This is a genomic window from Pseudomonas sp. NBRC 111132, from assembly GCF_001320565.1.
In the GTDB taxonomy this organism is placed as follows: Bacteria; Pseudomonadota; Gammaproteobacteria; order Pseudomonadales; family Pseudomonadaceae; genus Aquipseudomonas; species Aquipseudomonas putida_P.
This window is the reverse complement of record NZ_BCBI01000030.1, coordinates 1-15,016: the sequence shown is the minus strand read 5'-3', so window position 1 is coordinate 15,016 and position 15,016 is coordinate 1. Positions and strand designations below refer to the sequence as shown.

Annotated in this window: 14 protein-coding genes; 12 read left to right on the top strand and 2 right to left on the bottom strand. The window is 61.3% G+C overall.

Annotation, left to right across the window (positions count from 1 at the left end; translation table 11 throughout):
• Positions 1-38 precede the first annotated feature (38 nt).
• From APH35_RS15565 to APH35_RS15555, 3 genes are read left to right on the top strand one after another with little or no spacing between them, the layout of a single operon-like run.
• Positions 39-1,022 carry a FecCD family ABC transporter permease gene (locus tag APH35_RS15565; protein ID WP_171577278.1) on the top strand — a complete coding sequence of 328 codons (984 nt, stop codon included), beginning with the start codon at positions 39-41 and terminating at the stop codon, positions 1,020-1,022.
• Positions 1,022-1,789, top strand: a complete 768-nt coding sequence (locus tag APH35_RS15560) for a heme ABC transporter ATP-binding protein (protein WP_012274218.1) — start codon at positions 1,022-1,024, stop codon at positions 1,787-1,789. Before APH35_RS15565 ends, APH35_RS15560 begins: the two co-directional genes overlap by 1 nt.
• A gap of 12 nt (positions 1,790-1,801) precedes the next feature.
• A complete protein-coding gene (locus APH35_RS15555) occupies positions 1,802-2,686 on the top strand; it encodes a ChaN family lipoprotein (protein ID WP_060515070.1) in 885 nt (294 codons plus the stop codon).
• A 181-nt stretch (positions 2,687-2,867) separates the two neighbouring features.
• Here APH35_RS15555 and APH35_RS15550 read toward each other — a convergent pair whose 3' ends face one another.
• Together APH35_RS15550 and APH35_RS15545 are read right to left on the bottom strand one after the other, a co-directional pair.
• On the bottom strand, positions 2,868-3,146 hold the full coding sequence (locus APH35_RS15550; protein ID WP_012274216.1) for a TfoX/Sxy family protein: 279 nt from the start codon (positions 3,144-3,146) through the stop codon (positions 2,868-2,870).
• Between the two features lie 176 nt (positions 3,147-3,322).
• Entirely contained in the window at positions 3,323-4,885 is a 1,563-nt protein-coding gene (locus APH35_RS15545) for a bifunctional aminoglycoside phosphotransferase/ATP-binding protein (protein WP_012274215.1), read from the bottom strand.
• A 115-nt stretch (positions 4,886-5,000) separates the two neighbouring features.
• Here APH35_RS15545 and mrcB point away from each other — a divergent pair, with 115 nt between their 5' ends.
• The 9 genes from mrcB (at position 5,001) to msrQ (ending at position 14,879) form a co-directional block, all read left to right on the top strand.
• Positions 5,001-7,322 carry a penicillin-binding protein 1B gene (gene mrcB, locus APH35_RS15540; RefSeq protein ID WP_012274214.1) on the top strand — a complete coding sequence of 774 codons (2,322 nt, stop codon included), beginning with the start codon at positions 5,001-5,003 and terminating at the stop codon, positions 7,320-7,322.
• Between the two features lie 15 nt (positions 7,323-7,337).
• On the top strand, positions 7,338-8,141 hold the full coding sequence (locus tag APH35_RS15535) for a tetratricopeptide repeat protein (RefSeq protein WP_012274213.1): 804 nt from the start codon (positions 7,338-7,340) through the stop codon (positions 8,139-8,141).
• Complete coding sequence (locus APH35_RS15530) at positions 8,141-8,473, top strand: YqcC family protein (RefSeq protein WP_019099850.1); 333 nt, start codon at positions 8,141-8,143, stop codon at positions 8,471-8,473. Before APH35_RS15535 ends, APH35_RS15530 begins: the two co-directional genes overlap by 1 nt.
• Positions 8,474-8,883: 410 nt before the next feature.
• The gene (locus APH35_RS15525) at positions 8,884-10,608 is read left to right on the top strand and encodes an acetolactate synthase 3 large subunit (RefSeq protein WP_012274211.1); all 1,725 of its coding nucleotides are present in this window, start codon (positions 8,884-8,886) and stop codon (positions 10,606-10,608) included.
• A 1-nt stretch (position 10,609) separates the two neighbouring features.
• A complete protein-coding gene (gene ilvN, locus APH35_RS15520) occupies positions 10,610-11,101 on the top strand; it encodes an acetolactate synthase small subunit (RefSeq protein ID WP_003250040.1) in 492 nt (163 codons plus the stop codon).
• Between the two features lie 55 nt (positions 11,102-11,156).
• Positions 11,157-12,173, top strand: coding sequence for a ketol-acid reductoisomerase (gene ilvC, locus APH35_RS15515; RefSeq protein ID WP_003250043.1), 1,017 nt, complete (start codon positions 11,157-11,159; stop codon positions 12,171-12,173).
• A 150-nt stretch (positions 12,174-12,323) separates the two neighbouring features.
• Positions 12,324-13,175, top strand: a complete 852-nt coding sequence (gene pssA / locus APH35_RS15510; RefSeq protein ID WP_003250045.1) for a CDP-diacylglycerol--serine O-phosphatidyltransferase — start codon at positions 12,324-12,326, stop codon at positions 13,173-13,175.
• Positions 13,176-13,254: 79 nt separating this feature from the next.
• Positions 13,255-14,268 (top strand): protein-methionine-sulfoxide reductase catalytic subunit MsrP, encoded by a 1,014-nt coding sequence (gene msrP, locus APH35_RS15505; protein ID WP_012274210.1) that lies wholly within the window; start codon positions 13,255-13,257, stop codon positions 14,266-14,268.
• The gene (gene msrQ / locus APH35_RS15500) at positions 14,268-14,879 is read left to right on the top strand and encodes a protein-methionine-sulfoxide reductase heme-binding subunit MsrQ (RefSeq protein ID WP_012274209.1); all 612 of its coding nucleotides are present in this window, start codon (positions 14,268-14,270) and stop codon (positions 14,877-14,879) included. Before msrP ends, msrQ begins: the two co-directional genes overlap by 1 nt.
• Positions 14,880-15,016 lie beyond the last annotated feature (137 nt).

Genomic DNA, 15,016 nt, shown 5'->3' with positions numbered 1-15,016 from the left:
AGCCACGTACATTGTTCATTAGCCTGAGCCTGCTGTGCCTGTTGGCCGTCTGGCTGTCACTTGCGCTGGGCCCTGTCAGCCTGCCGCTGCTCGACACCCTGCGCGCCGGCCTGCGCCTGTTGGGGCTGCCGATTGCTGCTGATGGCCTGCAGCAGGCCGAGATGATTCTTGGCCAGATCCGCCTGCCGCGTACCCTGCTGGGGTTGGCGGTGGGTGCGGTGCTGGCGCTGTCCGGGGTGGCCATGCAGGGGCTGTTCCGCAACCCGTTGGCCGACCCTGGGCTGGTAGGGGTTGCAGCCGGGGCAGCGATGGGGGCAGCGGTCGCCATTGTCGGCGGCGCCTGGTTTGGTGGCATGCCGGATGCTTTCGCGCCTTATCTGCTGTCGTTCTGCGCTTTTGTCGGGGGGCTTGGAGTAACTGCGCTGGTCTACCGTCTGGGCCGTCGTGATGGCCAGACCAACGTCGCCACGATGTTATTGGCCGGTGTGGCCATGACCGCGCTGGGGGGCGCGGCCGTGGGGCTGTTTTCTTACCTGGCCGACGACGCCACCCTGCGCACACTGACCTTCTGGAACCTGGGCAGCCTCAATGGCGCCAGTTACGAACGCTTGTGGCCATTGTTGCTGGTGGCGGCCGGTGTGGCGATGTGGTTGCCACGGCGGGCCAAGGCGCTTAATGCCCTGCTGTTGGGTGAGTCAGAGGCGCGTCACCTGGGCGTTGACGTGGAGCGGCTCAAGCGTGAGCTGGTGTTCTGCACCGCGCTGGGCGTGGGCGCGGCAGTGGCTGCTGCGGGGCTGATCGGTTTTATCGGCCTGGTCGTGCCACACCTGGTACGCCTGCTGGCCGGGCCCGATCACCGCGTGGTGTTGCCGGCCTCGCTGCTGGCCGGCGGTGTGTTGATGTTGTTCGCCGACCTGGCAGCGCGCCTGCTGCTGGCGCCTGCCGAGCTGCCGATTGGCATCGTCACGGCATTTATCGGTGCGCCTTTCTTTCTGTTCCTGCTGATACGAGGGCGCAGCTGATGTTGCAAGTAGAGGGCCTGTATCTGCGCAGGGGCAGCAATGAGGTACTGCACGACATTCACCTGCAACTGCAGCCAGGGCAAGTAGTGGGCGTGCTTGGCCCCAACGGTGCCGGCAAGAGCAGCCTGCTGGGTGTGCTGTGCGGTGAGCTGGCGCCCGACCATGGGCGGGTGACGCTGCAAGGGCGACCTTTGGCCGATTGGGCTGGGCAGGAACGAGCCAGGCGCCTGGCGGTATTGCCGCAAGTGTCCAGCTTGGGTTTCTCGTTCCGGGTCGAGGAAGTGGTGGCCATGGGGCGTATGCCACATGGCACCGGGCAGCGGCGTGATGCAGAAATTGTCCAGGCAGCCTTGCAGGCGGCAGATGCCTGGCACCTGGTGGCGCGCAGTTACCTGGCGTTGTCTGGCGGCGAGCGGCAGCGGGTGCACCTGGCCCGCGTACTGGCGCAGCTGTGGCCAGGGGAAGAGGGCAGCATATTGCTGCTCGACGAGCCGACCTCGATGCTCGACCCGCTGCATCAGCACACAACCCTGGAAGCCGTGCGCCGCTTCGCCGACAGTGGTGCCGCAGTGCTGGTGATCCTGCATGACCTGAACCTGGCGGCGCGTTACTGTGACCGTATCCTGTTGCTGGAGCAGGGGCGCTGCCATGCGTTTGCCTCCCCTGAAGAAGTGCTGACGCCAACGGCGTTGAGAGCAGTCTACGGTCTCGATGTGCTGGTGCAGGCGCACCCGGAGCGTGGGCATCCGCTGATCATTGCCCGCTAGGAGGCATTGCCGATGCGTCACCTGCTGCTGTCCGGTTTTTCGTTTTGCCTGATGTTGTCATTGGGCGGCTGCCAGGCCAGCTTGCCGCCATTGCCCGCTTGGCAGAGCAGTGAAGGGCGCACGCATGCCGAGTTGGGGCACATCATCGACCTTGCCGATGGCCAGATGATCAGCGCTCGGCAGTTGGTGCAGCGCCTTGCTGTCGCACCCCGTGTGCTGGTGGGCGAGAAACATGACAACCCTGATCATCACGCGCTGCAGCTTTGGCTGCTGCGTGCATTGCAGGGCCAGCGTGCGCAAGGTAGCCTGTTGCTGGAGATGCTGCAGCCCGAGCAGCAACCGCTGGTCGACAAGGTGCAGGGGCAGCCTTTGCCGGCAAACCTGCCCAAGGCGCTGGCCTGGCAGGAGGGCTGGGATTGGCAGATGTACGGGCCGATTGTCAGCGAAGCCTTGCAGCAGCGGGTGCCTTTGCTGGCAGCCAACATTTCACCCGGCGAAATGCGCCAGGCCTATCGACAGCCGGCTCCGCTGCAGGGCGAAAAGTCCAATGCACCGGCGGTAAGGGCCGCCCTGTTGGAGCAGGTGCGCGCCGGGCATTGCGGCATGCTGCCGGAAAGCCAGCTGCCGGCGATGCTGGCCGTGCAGCAGCAGCGCGACCGCCGGATGGCCGAGCGCCTGCTGGCGGCGCCGCAGCCGTCGCTGCTGTTCGCCGGGGCCTATCACGTGCGCAAGGACCTGGGCATACCTTTGCACCTGGCAGACCTGGGGGCGTCGGGGGAGAGCAAGGTTTTGCTGCTGGCTGAGGTGGGCGAGCAGGTCGCACCAGGCGAGGCCGATTATGTGTGGTACACGGCAGCGATGCCGGAGCAGGATTACTGCGCGCAGCTGCGGCGGTAGCCCTGTAGAAATCACAGGCAAAAAAAGACCCGGCAAATTGCCGGGTCAATAACCGTGATTAGCCTGATGAGGAGATAATCTGAGAGTCCGAACCAGGGGCTCTTAGCTTATCCAACCAGTCTCGCGACCAGTTGTGATAATCATAACGATTCTCATTTAACAGTCAATCCCCTTACCAGGATTATTTTGGATTTTTTTGCGTAGGGCTTTTCGCGTCCAGTTGTTGGTTTAGCGCTTCCTTACGTTCGAGCGGCAAATCGTTCCAGTGCATGTCCAGCAGGGCGCCTTCGATGGCGTACAACAGCACCTTGGAGGCGCGGAACCCTCGTGTCTTCACGGCCTGGTATGCACCCACCGCACCCAGGCGGCGCAGATCCGATGCGCTGTGGATGCCGGCGGCATGCAGCCACTGCGCAGAGGTCTTGCCAAGGTTCTTCAGGTGCTGCAATTCATCGTTCATCGAGCCTCCTTGCGATGGCTGAACGGGGAATGGGGATAAATCGCGAGCAGGTCAGAAAGGAGTGTAGCGGGGGTTAAGAATTACGCGGCCTTTTGCCATCGGGGGCGATGAGAGGACCTGTACCGGCCGCTACACGGGCTTGCCCGCGAAGTGGCCGGTAAAGGAAAACGGCGAACTTACAGGCCAGGCAAGCGCTGACGAACCTGTTCGATCACCTGGTCCATGCTGCCAGCGTCCTGGGTGTCGACCCGGGTGCTCTGCACCAGCTCCTGCGCATCCAGTGCTTCACGGCTGGCCTGTTGGGCCTTGACCACGTCCAGGGTGGCATCCGACGGGTCGCTGTTTTCGGCCTGACGCTGCTCCAGCCAGCTGGCGATGACCGCCTCTGGTGCATGGCAGTCGAGGATCAGGAACGGTACGCCGGTCTGGCTGGCGACGTCTGCCGCAGCCTGGCGCTGTTCATGCTTGAGGTAGGTGGCATCCAACACCACCGGGAAGCCGGCTCGCAGAATGGTTGCTGCGACTTGATGCAGGCGTTGGTAAGTGGCGGCACTGGCACCCTGGTCATAAATGCCGGAGGCCAGCTGACCGGCGTTCTCTTGTGGCTGTTCGCCGAACAGGCGCTTGCGCTCGACATCGGAGCGCACGCGAATGGCGCCCAAGGCTTCGACCAGGCGCATTGCCACGTGGCTCTTGCCCACTGCCGAGACGCCATGGGTGATAGCCAGCAGCCGCGAAGGGATGGCGCTGTAGCTTTCCGCCAGGTTGGCGTAGTTGCGGTAGGTGCGCAAAGTCGTGGCCCGTTGCACGCCATCGGCATTGGCCGGCATGCTGAACAGTGCGACCTTGGCCCGCACCAGGGCGCGATAGGCTTTATAGAAGTTCAGCACTTCCAGGCCTTCATAATCGCCGGTCAACTCCAGGTATTGGCTGATGAAGCGTCGTGCCAGGCACTTGAGGCCGCGATCTTCCAAGTCCATGGCGAGGAAGCCGGTGTCGGCCCACACATCGGTCATGCGGAACGGTTCGTTGAACTCGATGCAGTCGAAGATCACCACCTGGCCGTTGATCAGGGTGGCGTTGCCCAGATGGATGTCGCCATGGCACTCGCGGGTGAAGCCATTGGCCTTGCGCGAGGCGAACAGGCCTTGCAGCCGCTCGAAACTGCTCCGCGCCCAAGCTTGCAGGTTGTCCAGTTGCAGCAGGTCGGCCTTGTCGCTAAGGAATGGGCGGATCTGCTCGAAGTTCTGCTCGACCGGGGCCATGACGCTTTCAGGCGAGCCGTAGGGCTGTTCGGCAGCTACCTTGGGCGTCTGCAGGTGGAATTCAGCGATCTGCCGGGCCATTTGGTCGATGTGCATGGCGTTCAGCTCGCCATTGGCCTGCAGGGTGCTGAGCATTTGCCCCTGGGGGAACTGGCGCATCTTCAGTGCGTATTCGATAGCTTCGCCGTTACCACCGATCTGCGGTGCATCAACACTGCCGGTGATCGGCAGCACTTCCAGGTACAAGCCTTCGGTCAGGCGCTGGTTCAGGCGCAACTCTTCGTTGCAAAAATGCTGGCGCTGGTCCAAGCCGGTAAAGTCAAGGAAGCCAAAGTTCATCGGTTTCTTGATCTTGTAGGCGTACTCGCCGGTGAGCAGTACCCAGGAGATATGCGTCTCGATGAGCTGGAACCCATCCACGGGGTGAGGGTACAGGGCTGGGTTCTGCAACGCAGTGATAAGAGCTTGGCTCACGGCAAATCCTTCCGGGGCAAGGGAATTCGAATGCGCCATTATGGTCAATGGTGCCGTCCCTGCCTACCGCTGGGCCGTCTGCCCAGCCTTTATAAAGTGCGTATAATCCGCCGCCATGACCCGAACTCGAAATCCCCGCACCCCTCAGAAACGCCCGACCGGCCGCTCCCGCGCCTGGCTGGGCTGGGCTTTGAAGCTCAGCCTGGTAGGCCTGGTGATCGTTGCCGGCTTCGCGGTTTACCTCGATGCCGTCGTCCAGGAGAAGTTCTCCGGCAAGCGCTGGACCATCCCGGCCAAGGTGTATGCCCGGCCGCTGGAGTTGTTCACCGGCCAGAAACTGAGCAAGAACGACTTCCTCACCGAGCTCGATGCACTCGGCTACCGACGCGAAAGCGCGGCCAACGGCCCAGGTGCGGCGGCGGTCAACGGCAATACCGTCGATCTCAATACCCGTGGCTTCCAGTTCTACGAGGGCATGGAGCCGGCGCAGTTCGTTCGCGTGCGTTTCTCAGGGGATTACGTGGCGGGCCTTTCTGCTGCCAATGGCAAGGCGCTCGACGTTGTGCGCCTGGAGCCGCTGATGATCGGCGGCATCTACCCGAAGAACCTTGAAGACCGCATCCTGATCAAGATCGACCAGGTCCCCAAATACCTGCTCGAAACCCTGGTGGCGACGGAGGACCGCGACTTCTACAGCCACTACGGTGTGTCGCCCAAGTCCATCGCCCGGGCCATGTGGGTCAACACGTCGTCCGGCTCGATGCGCCAGGGCGGCAGTACCCTGACCCAGCAGTTGGTGAAGAACTTCTACCTCAGCAGCGAGCGCAGCCTCAGCCGCAAGCTGACCGAGGCGATGATGGCGATGCTGCTCGAACTGCACTACGACAAGCGTGAAATCCTCGAGGCGTACCTCAACGAGGTGTTCGTCGGCCAGGACGGTCAGCGTGCCGTGCACGGCTTTGGCCTGGCCAGTCAGTTCTTCTTCAGCCAACCACTGTCGGAGCTGAAACTGCACCAGATCGCCCTGCTGGTGGGCATGGTCAAAGGCCCGTCCTACTACAACCCGCGGCGTTACCCTGATCGCGCCCTGGCTCGGCGCAACCTGGTGCTCGACCTGGTGGCCGAGCAGGGCGTGGCCAGCCAGGCGGAAGTCGATGCAGCGAAGAAGATGCCGCTGGGTGTGACCAAGCGCGGCAGCCTGGCCGACAGCTCGTTCCCGGCCTTCCTCGACCTGGTCAAGCGTCAACTGCGCCAGGACTACCGCGACGAAGACTTGACCGAAGAAGGCCTGCGCATTTTCACCAGCTTCGACCCGATCCTGCAGATGAAGGCCGAAACCTCGATGAGCGAGACCTTCAAGCGCCTGGCGGGCCGCAAGGGTGCCGACGAAGTGGAGTCGGCAATGGTGGTGACCAACCCTGAGACGGGTGAAGTGCAGGCACTCATCGGCAGCCGTCAGGCAGGTTTTGCCGGCTTCAACCGGGCGATCGACGCCGTGCGGCCGATCGGCTCGCTGGTCAAGCCGTCCGTGTACCTGACAGCGCTGGAGCAGCCAAGCAAATACACCCTCACCAGCTGGGTGCAGGACGAGCCATTCTCGGTCAAGGGCGCCGACGGCCAGGTCTGGCGCCCACAAAACTACGACCGTCGCCCGCATGGCACCATCTACCTGTACCAGGGGCTGGCCAACTCGTACAACCTGTCTACCGCCAAGCTCGGGCTGGAAGTGGGTGTGCCCAATGTGATCAAGACCATTGGCCGGTTGGGGGTGAATGTCGACTGGCCAGCGTTCCCGGCCATGCTGCTGGGGGCCGGCGGCATGTCGCCGATGCAGGTCGCGACCATGTACCAGACCATCGCCAACGGCGGCTTCAACACCCCGATGCGCGGCATCCGCAGTGTGCTTACCGCTGAGGGCGAGCCGCTCAAGCGCTACCCGTTCCAGATCCAGCAAACCTTCGACCCGGGTGCCATCTACCTGGTGCAGAACGCCATGCAACGGGTAATGCGCGAAGGTACCGGGCGCTCGGTGTACAACACCTTGCCACGTTCGCTGACCCTGGCGGGCAAGACCGGCACCAGTAACGATTCGCGTGACAGCTGGTTCTCCGGCTTCAGCCAAGACCTGCTGGCCGTGGTGTGGATGGGGCGTGACGATAACGGCAAAACGCCATTTACCGGCGCCACCGGTGCCCTGCAGGTGTGGACCAGCTTCATGAAGAAAGCCGACCCGCTGCCGCTGGACATGCCGCAACCGGACAACGTGGTGCAGGCCTGGATCGACCCCTACACGGGCCGTGGGTCTGATGGCAGCTGTCCGGGAGCAGTGCAGATGCCGTATATTCGCGGCAGTGAACCGCCCGCCGGCGCGACCTGTGGCGGCGAGGAGAATCCTGCCGAGTCGGTCATGGACTGGGTCAAGGGCTGGATGAATTAAGCACAGGCTGCATTGATGAGGTGTGACGTGAACAAGTGGCTGTTTCCTGCCGTGACGGCGTTGGCTGTGCTCCAGGGGTGCTCCAGCGTCCCGCGCGGCAATATTCCGGTGGTCGATTCGAGCACCCGCGTGTCCAACAGCGAACGCGTGACGGCCAACCGCTCGGCGGGCGGCTATAGCACCGGCACCGCCCAGGCGCAGACGCTTGCGGAGGATTCCGGCGTTACCGTGATGATTCCGCAGGGCGCAGGCGCTTCGGGTATCCAGACGTTCCCGGCGGCCAATGGCGCAGCGCCGATCAGCACCTCGCCGATCACCCCGGGGCCGATCAGCACTGGCCCTGTCAGTTCGGCGCCGATGACCACCAACCCCAACCCGATTGCCGACGAGCCGTTCGACATCGCGGCGATGAACAACGCCCCGCAAAGCACCAGCGCACCAACCGGTATTCCGCGTAGCACCGCTGCTGCCGGTGGCCTGTCGGCCGACGAGCAGTTGGACGGGCCGGTGCTGGCACTGCTGACCACCGCCAAGACCCAGCAGGGCAGTGGAGACTTCAACGGTGCCGCCTCGAGCCTGGAGCGTGCCCAGCGCATTGCGCCGCGTGAGCCGCAAGTGTTGTACCGCCTGGCCCAGGTGCGCCTTTCGCAAGGTGATGCCGCGCAGGCCGAGCAACTGGCGCGCCGTGCCCTGACTTACGCCAACGGCCGCCCAAGCCTGCAGGCGGAGCTATGGAACACCATCGCCCAGGCCCGTGAAAAGCAGGGTGACAGCGCTGGCGCTGCGCTGGCCCGGCAAAAGGCGCGGGTCAATTCGTGATGATCGAGCAGCGCATTCTGGATATTGCCGACCACCTGCTGCTGATCGAGCGTGAACTGCAGGTGCAAGGCTGGTGGGACGACGAGCCACCAAGCGACGAGGCACTGGCCAGCACAGTACCGTTCGCCGTCGATACCCTCAGTTTCGAGCAGTGGCTGCAATGGATCTTCCTGCCACGCATGAAGATCATTATCGAGTTGGGCCACCCGCTGCCCAATGCCTCGAGCATCCTGGTCATGGCCGAAACCGTGTTTACCGACCGGCCGGAGCAAAGTCGCGAGCTACGCCGTCTGTTGGCAGCTTTTGACCAATTGATCGCTCCTTCCGCCTGATTTCTTCAGTTTTTTCGTCAAGGGCCGCAGATTGTGGCCCTTTTTTTTGGAAATCTTATTAAATCTGCTGCTGAAGCGATTTTTAGTGGTGGCAGGAATTCATCTTGGGGAAAAATTGGCAATAATTTTTCTTGACTTGTTGGCGCCGAATCACAAGAATCCAACTTCCGCTGTAGAGGGACTGCCAGAAGCAGACCCGCTAAGCAGATCATGAGGTGCACACCCGCGCCGACCTGTTACACCCCGCAACGCGTTACCTCGCGCTGGGTGGGAAATCCCCGCAACACTCTGGGGGGCTCCCAATACTTGCTCAGTCAGTGCTGACGTTTTCGCTCATGCTCTGCTTGGCAGTAAACCTATTAAGACCCGTCCACTAGGGACGGTATTCTGGCGTTTTAGAGGTGAACAACGTGGAGCTTTTATCTGGCGCTGAGATGGTCGTCCGCTTCTTGCGTGACGAAGGCGTTAAGCACATCTACGGGTACCCTGGTGGTGCTCTCCTGCATGTTTACGACGCACTGTTCAAAGAACCGGAAGTGGAACACATCCTGGTTCGTCACGAGCAGGCGGCAACCCATATGGCGGACGGCTACGCCCGCGCCACCGGCAAGGCCGGTGTGGTGCTGGTAACCTCCGGCCCAGGCGCGACCAATGCCATCACCGGCATTGCCACCGCCTACATGGACTCGATTCCGATGGTCATCCTGTCCGGCCAGGTGCCTAGCACCATGGTGGGCACCGATGCCTTCCAGGAAACCGACATGATCGGTATCTCGCGGCCGATCGTGAAGCACAGCTTCATGATCAAGAACCCGACCGAGATCCCGGAAGTTCTGAAAAAGGCTTTCTACCTGGCGCAATCCGGTCGCCCAGGTCCAGTCGTGGTCGACATTCCAAAAGATATGACCAACCCGGCTGAGAAGTTTGAATACGTCTACCCGAAAAAGGTCAAACTGCGCTCCTACAGCCCAGCGGTCCGCGGCCACTCCGGCCAGATCCGCAAGGCTGCCGAGATGCTCCTGGCTGCCAAGCGCCCGATCGTCTACTCCGGCGGCGGCGTGATCCTCGGTGGTGGCTCTGAAGCCCTGACCGAAATCGCCAAGTCGCTGAACCTGCCGGTCACCAACACCCTCATGGGGTTGGGTGGCTTCCCGGGTACTGACCGCCAGTTCCTCGGCATGCTCGGCATGCACGGTAGCTACACCGCCAACATGGCCATGCACAATGCCGACGTGATCTTCGCGGTGGGTGCTCGTTTCGACGACCGCGTGGTAAACGGCCCGGCCAAGTTCTGCCCGAATGCCAAGATCATCCATGTCGATATCGACCCAGCGTCGATTTCGAAGATGATCAAGGCCGACGTGCCAATCGTCGGCCCGGTCGACAGCGTGCTCAGCGAAATGCTCGGCATCCTCAAGGAAATCGGCGAGCAGCCCGACAAGGCGGCGCTGGATGCCTGGTGGAAGCAGATCGACGAATGGCGTGGCAATGGTGAGATGTTCCCCTATGACAAGGGCGACGGTAATGTCATCAAGCCGCAGAAAGTCATCGAGACCCTGTGCGAAGTGACCCATGGCGACGCCTTCGTCACCTCCGACGTGGGCCAGCACCAGATGTTCGCGGCGCAGTACTACCGCTTCAACAAGCCAAACCGTTGGATCAACTCCGGCGGCCTGGGCACCATGGGCTTCGGCTTCCCGGCGGCGATGGGCGTCAAGCTCAACTTCCCGGACCAGGACGTGGCCTGCGTGACTGGCGAAGGCAGCATCCAGATGAACATCCAGGAGCTGTCCACCTGCATGCAGTACGGCCTGCCGGTGAAGATCGTCAACCTGAACAACGGTGTGTTGGGCATGGTCCGCCAGTGGCAGGACATGGCTTACAACGGTCGTCACTCGCACTCGTACGTCGAGTCGTTGCCTGACTTCATCAAGCTGGCCGAGGCCTATGGCCATGTGGGCATCCGCATCACCAGCCTGAAGGACCTCAAGCCGAAGCTGGAAGAAGCGTTTGCGATGAAGGACCGCCTGGTGTTCATCGACATCGCGGTTGACCGCAGTGAGCACGTCTATCCGATGCAGATCAAGGACGGCTCGATGCGTGACATGTGGCTGAGCAAGACGGAGCGTACCTGATATGCGGCACATCATTTCCCTGCTGCTGGAAAACGAACCAGGTGCGTTGTCCCGTGTGGTCGGCCTGTTCTCCCAGCGCAACTACAACATTGAAAGCCTGACCGTGGCGCCGACCGAAGACCCGACCCTGTCGCGTCTGACGCTGACCACCGTTGGCCATGACGAAGTGATCGAACAGATCACCAAGAACCTGAACAAGCTGGTCGAAGTGGTCAAGCTTGTCGACCTGTCGGAAAGCGCCCACATCGAGCGCGAACTGATGCTGGTCAAGGTCAAGGCCACCGGTGCCCAGCGTGCCGAGATCAAGCGCACCACGGATATCTTCCGTGGCCAGATCGTCGACGTGACCGCCAGCGTGTACACCGTACAACTGAGCGGTACCAGCGACAAACTGGACAGCTTCATCCAGGCGATCGGCACTGCATCGATTCTCGAAACCGTGCGCAGCGGCGTTACCGGCATTGCCCGTGGCGACAAAGTGCTCAGCATCTAAATTCAAAAATTAGCGATGGCTCCGCAGGGGCCGAGATATAACCAGGGGTATTTTCATGAAAGTTTTCTACGATAAAGACTGCGACCTTTCCATCATCCAGGGCAAGAAAGTCGCCATCATCGGTTATGGCTCCCAGGGCCACGCTCAGGCGTGCAACCTGAAGGACTCCGGTGTAGACGTTACCGTCGGTCTGCGTAAAGGTTCGGCTACCGTTGCCAAGGCTGAAGCCCACGGCCTGAAAGTTGCTGACGTTGCTACCGCTGTCGCTGCGGCTGACCTGGTCATGATCCTGACCCCAGACGAGTTCCAGGGCGCTCTGTACAAGAACGAGATCGAGCCGAACATCAAGAAGGGCGCTACCCTGGCCTTCTCCCACGGCTTCTCAATCCACTACAACCAGGTTGTTCCGCGTGCCGACCTCGACGTGATCATGATCGCGCCGAAAGCCCCGGGCCACACCGTTCGCTCCGAGTTCGTCAAAGGCGGCGGCATCCCTGACCTGATCGCTATCTACCAGGACGCTTCGGGCAACGCCAAGAACGTCGCACTGTCCTACGCTTCGGGCGTGGGCGGCGGCCGCACCGGCATTATCGAAACCACCTTCAAGGACGAGACCGAAACCGACCTGTTCGGTGAGCAGGCTGTTCTGTGCGGCGGTACCGTCGAACTGGTCAAAGCCGGTTTCGAAACCCTGGTCGAAGCTGGCTACGCGCCAGAAATGGCCTACTTCGAGTGCCTGCACGAGCTGAAACTGATCGTAGACCTCATGTACGAAGGCGGCATCGCCAACATGAACTACTCGATCTCCAACAACGCCGAATACGGTGAGTACGTCACTGGCCCGGAAGTCATCAACGAAGAATCCCGCAAGGCCATGCGCAACGCTCTGAAGCGCATCCAGGACGGCGAGTACGCGAAGATGTTCATCTCCGAAGGTGCTACCAACTACCCATCGATGACCGCCAAGCGTCGCAACAACGCCGCTCACGGCATCGAAATCATCGGCGAGCAGCTGCGCTCGATGATGCCTTGGATCTCGGCTAACAAAATCGTCGACAAGACCAAGAACTAAGTCTTATCGAAAGATGAAAAACGCGGCTTCGGCCGCGTTTTTTCGTTCTGGCAGCCCGCTTCTGGTATAAAGCAGACCAGTGGCCTGCTGTCAGAACCTGTTTCGCGGGCCCGTGTCGAACATTTTCCATCCTGTTGCAAGGTACCCTCCATGAGCGAACGTCCCGAAGAGCCGAACAAGCCCTCCGACGCCGAAAGCCTGCTACCTGTCGATGAGCACGTTGAAGAAGGGCATGACGCCGAAGGCCGCAAGGTGCGCCACCGCGGCATCTACCTGTTGCCCAACCTGTTCACCACCGCCAACCTGTTTGCCGGCTTCTATTCCATCATCAGCTCGATGAGCGCACAGAGTGCCCTGAGTGCCGGTGACCCACGCGAGGCGAGCAAGTACTTCGCCTTTGCCGCCATCGCCATTTTCGTGGCCATGGTGCTCGATGGCCTGGACGGCCGTGTTGCGCGCATGACCAATACTCAGAGTGCCTTCGGTGCCGAGTATGACTCGCTGTCTGACATGGTCGCCTTCGGTGTGGCCCCGGCCTTGCTGGCCTTTGGTTGGGCGCTCGGTGACATGGGCAAGGTTGGCTGGATGGTCGCCTTCATCTATGTAGCCGGTGCCGCGTTGCGCCTGGCGCGCTTCAACACCCAGGTCGGTACTGCCGACAAACGCTACTTCATCGGTTTGGCCAGCCCGGCTGCCGCGGGTGTGGTGGCGGGTACCGTATGGGCGTTCAGCGACTACGGAATCCAGGGGTCCAAGCTGTCTTTCCTGGTGGCGCTGCTGGTGGCTGCTGCCGGTATGCTGATGGTCAGTAATATCAAGTACAACAGCTTCAAGGAGCTGGACCTCAAAGGGCGTGTGCCGTTCGTGGCGATTCTGGCCGTGGTGCTGGTATTTGCCGTGGTATTCAGCGACCCGCCACGCATCCTGCTGCTGATCTTCCTCGCCTACGCGGCATCGGGGCCGATCCAGTTCCTGCTGAAGGCGCGCCGGCGCAAAGCGTGAAAATCGCTTAACGCTGGAATAACCTTCCGGCTCCATAGTCTTACGGGTACATCCGTTACTCAGTGCTATGGAGCCGCCCATGCTCATCAAGCTTCCCAGGTCTTCCGAGTGCAAGGCGTCGGAGATTACCCCCGAAGGCCTCTATCTTTCCCGTCGTACCCTGCTGGGTGGCTCATTGGCCGGCTTGGCGCTGGGCGCGCTGCCGGGCGGGGTGGGGGCTGCGGAAGTTTCGCGTTATGCCGATGTGCAGGCCGGCACCGGGCCGGCCTGGTTCACTGACAAGCTTGCCGCCACGCGCTGGCAGGCGGTGACGGTGAACAATGAGGTGATCACGCCATTCAAAGACGCCACCCACTACAACAACTTTTACGAGTTCGGTCCCGACAAGGGTGACCCGGCTGCCAATGGCGACAGCCTTAAGACCGAGCCGTGGTCGATTGTGGTGGATGGTGAGGTGGGCAAGCCCGGGCGCTATGCACTGGAAGACTTCGTCAAACCTTACCAGCTTGAAGAGCGGATTTACCGTCTGCGTTGCGTAGAGGCGTGGTCGATGGTCATTCCCTGGCTGGGGTTTCCGCTCGCGCAGGTGCTCAAGCAGGTCGAGCCGACTTCCAAGGCGCGTTATGTGCGCTTTGAGACCTTGAAGGATCCCGAACACATGCCGGGGCAGCGTTCAGGGTTTGCCCTGATCGACTGGCCCTATAGAGAAGGTTTGCGTCTGGATGAAGCAATGCACCCATTGGCTATCCTGGCGGTGGGCATGTATGGACGGGAGTTGCCCAACCAGAACGGCGCGCCGCTGCGGTTGGTGGTGCCATGGAAATATGGTTTCAAGAGCATCAAGTCGATCGTGCGTATCAGCCTGGTGGCCGAGCAGCCTGGCACTACCTGGGAAGGGTTGGCGCCGGATGAATATGGTTTCTATGCCAATGTGAATCCGACTGTCGATCACCCGCGCTGGAGCCAGGCTCGCGAACGACGGTTGCCCAGCGGGTTGTTCAGCCCCAATGTGCGGGAGACGCAAATGTTCAATGGCTACGCTGATGAGGTTGCGTCGCTGTATACCGGGCTCGATCTGCGGAAGAACTATTGATGCGCTATCCCTGGTTTCGCCTGGCCATCTTCGTTGTGGGGTGCCTGTTCCCGGCATGGTGGTTATATGAGGCAGCGATGAGCCTGCTGGGGCCTGATCCCGGGAAAATCATGATGGACCGCCTTGGGCTTGGGGCGCTCACCTTCCTGCTGGTGACCTTGTGCATGACCCCGTTGCAGAAGCTGACGGGGTGGTCGGGGTGGATCGTAGTGCGTCGGCAGCTGGGGTTATGGGTGTTTGCTTATATAGTGCTGCACATCCTGGCCTACCTGTTCTTTATCCTGGGGCTGGATTGGGGGCAGTTGGCGGTGGAGCTGCGCAAGCGGCCCTACATCATTGTGGGCGCGTTGGGCTTCCTTGGGTTACTGGTGCTGGCGATTACCTCGAACCGCTATAGCCAGCGGCGGTTGGGGGCGCGGTGGAAGAAGCTGCACAGGTTGGTGTATGCGGTGCTTGGGTTGGGGTTGCTGCATTTTCTGTGGATTGTGCGCTCGGATCTGAGGGAGTGGTCGATCTACGCGCTTATTGGTGCTGTGCTGATGGTGCTGCGTATACCGGCTGTAGCGCGTGGTCTTCCCAGGGTTGCCCGTGCGCGAGGCAGGGCAGTCTGAAATATTGTTGAAATTAAAGGTTGACGGGGTTTCGAATCCCCTTATAATGCGCCCCACTTCCAGCGACATCGGAACGACAAACTCCTTGAAATTCAATGAGTTAAGTAGTTAAGGTGATGCTGGAGGGGCTACGATCA

Coding starts and splice junctions, on each gene's coding strand:
- APH35_RS15535 (WP_012274213.1), top strand. CDS start 7,338: ATGAGGTGTGACGTGAACAAGTGGCTGTTTCCTGCCGTGACGGCGTTG.
- APH35_RS15530 (WP_019099850.1), top strand. CDS start 8,141: ATGATCGAGCAGCGCATTCTGGATATTGCCGACCACCTGCTGCTGATC.
- mrcB (WP_012274214.1), top strand. CDS start 5,001: ATGACCCGAACTCGAAATCCCCGCACCCCTCAGAAACGCCCGACCGGC.
- APH35_RS15550 (WP_012274216.1), bottom strand. CDS start 3,146: ATGAACGATGAATTGCAGCACCTGAAGAACCTTGGCAAGACCTCTGCG.
- msrP (WP_012274210.1), top strand. CDS start 13,255: ATGCTCATCAAGCTTCCCAGGTCTTCCGAGTGCAAGGCGTCGGAGATT.
- ilvN (WP_003250040.1), top strand. CDS start 10,610: ATGCGGCACATCATTTCCCTGCTGCTGGAAAACGAACCAGGTGCGTTG.
- APH35_RS15560 (WP_012274218.1), top strand. CDS start 1,022: ATGTTGCAAGTAGAGGGCCTGTATCTGCGCAGGGGCAGCAATGAGGTA.
- ilvC (WP_003250043.1), top strand. CDS start 11,157: ATGAAAGTTTTCTACGATAAAGACTGCGACCTTTCCATCATCCAGGGC.
- pssA (WP_003250045.1), top strand. CDS start 12,324: ATGAGCGAACGTCCCGAAGAGCCGAACAAGCCCTCCGACGCCGAAAGC.
- APH35_RS15555 (WP_060515070.1), top strand. CDS start 1,802: ATGCGTCACCTGCTGCTGTCCGGTTTTTCGTTTTGCCTGATGTTGTCA.
- msrQ (WP_012274209.1), top strand. CDS start 14,268: ATGCGCTATCCCTGGTTTCGCCTGGCCATCTTCGTTGTGGGGTGCCTG.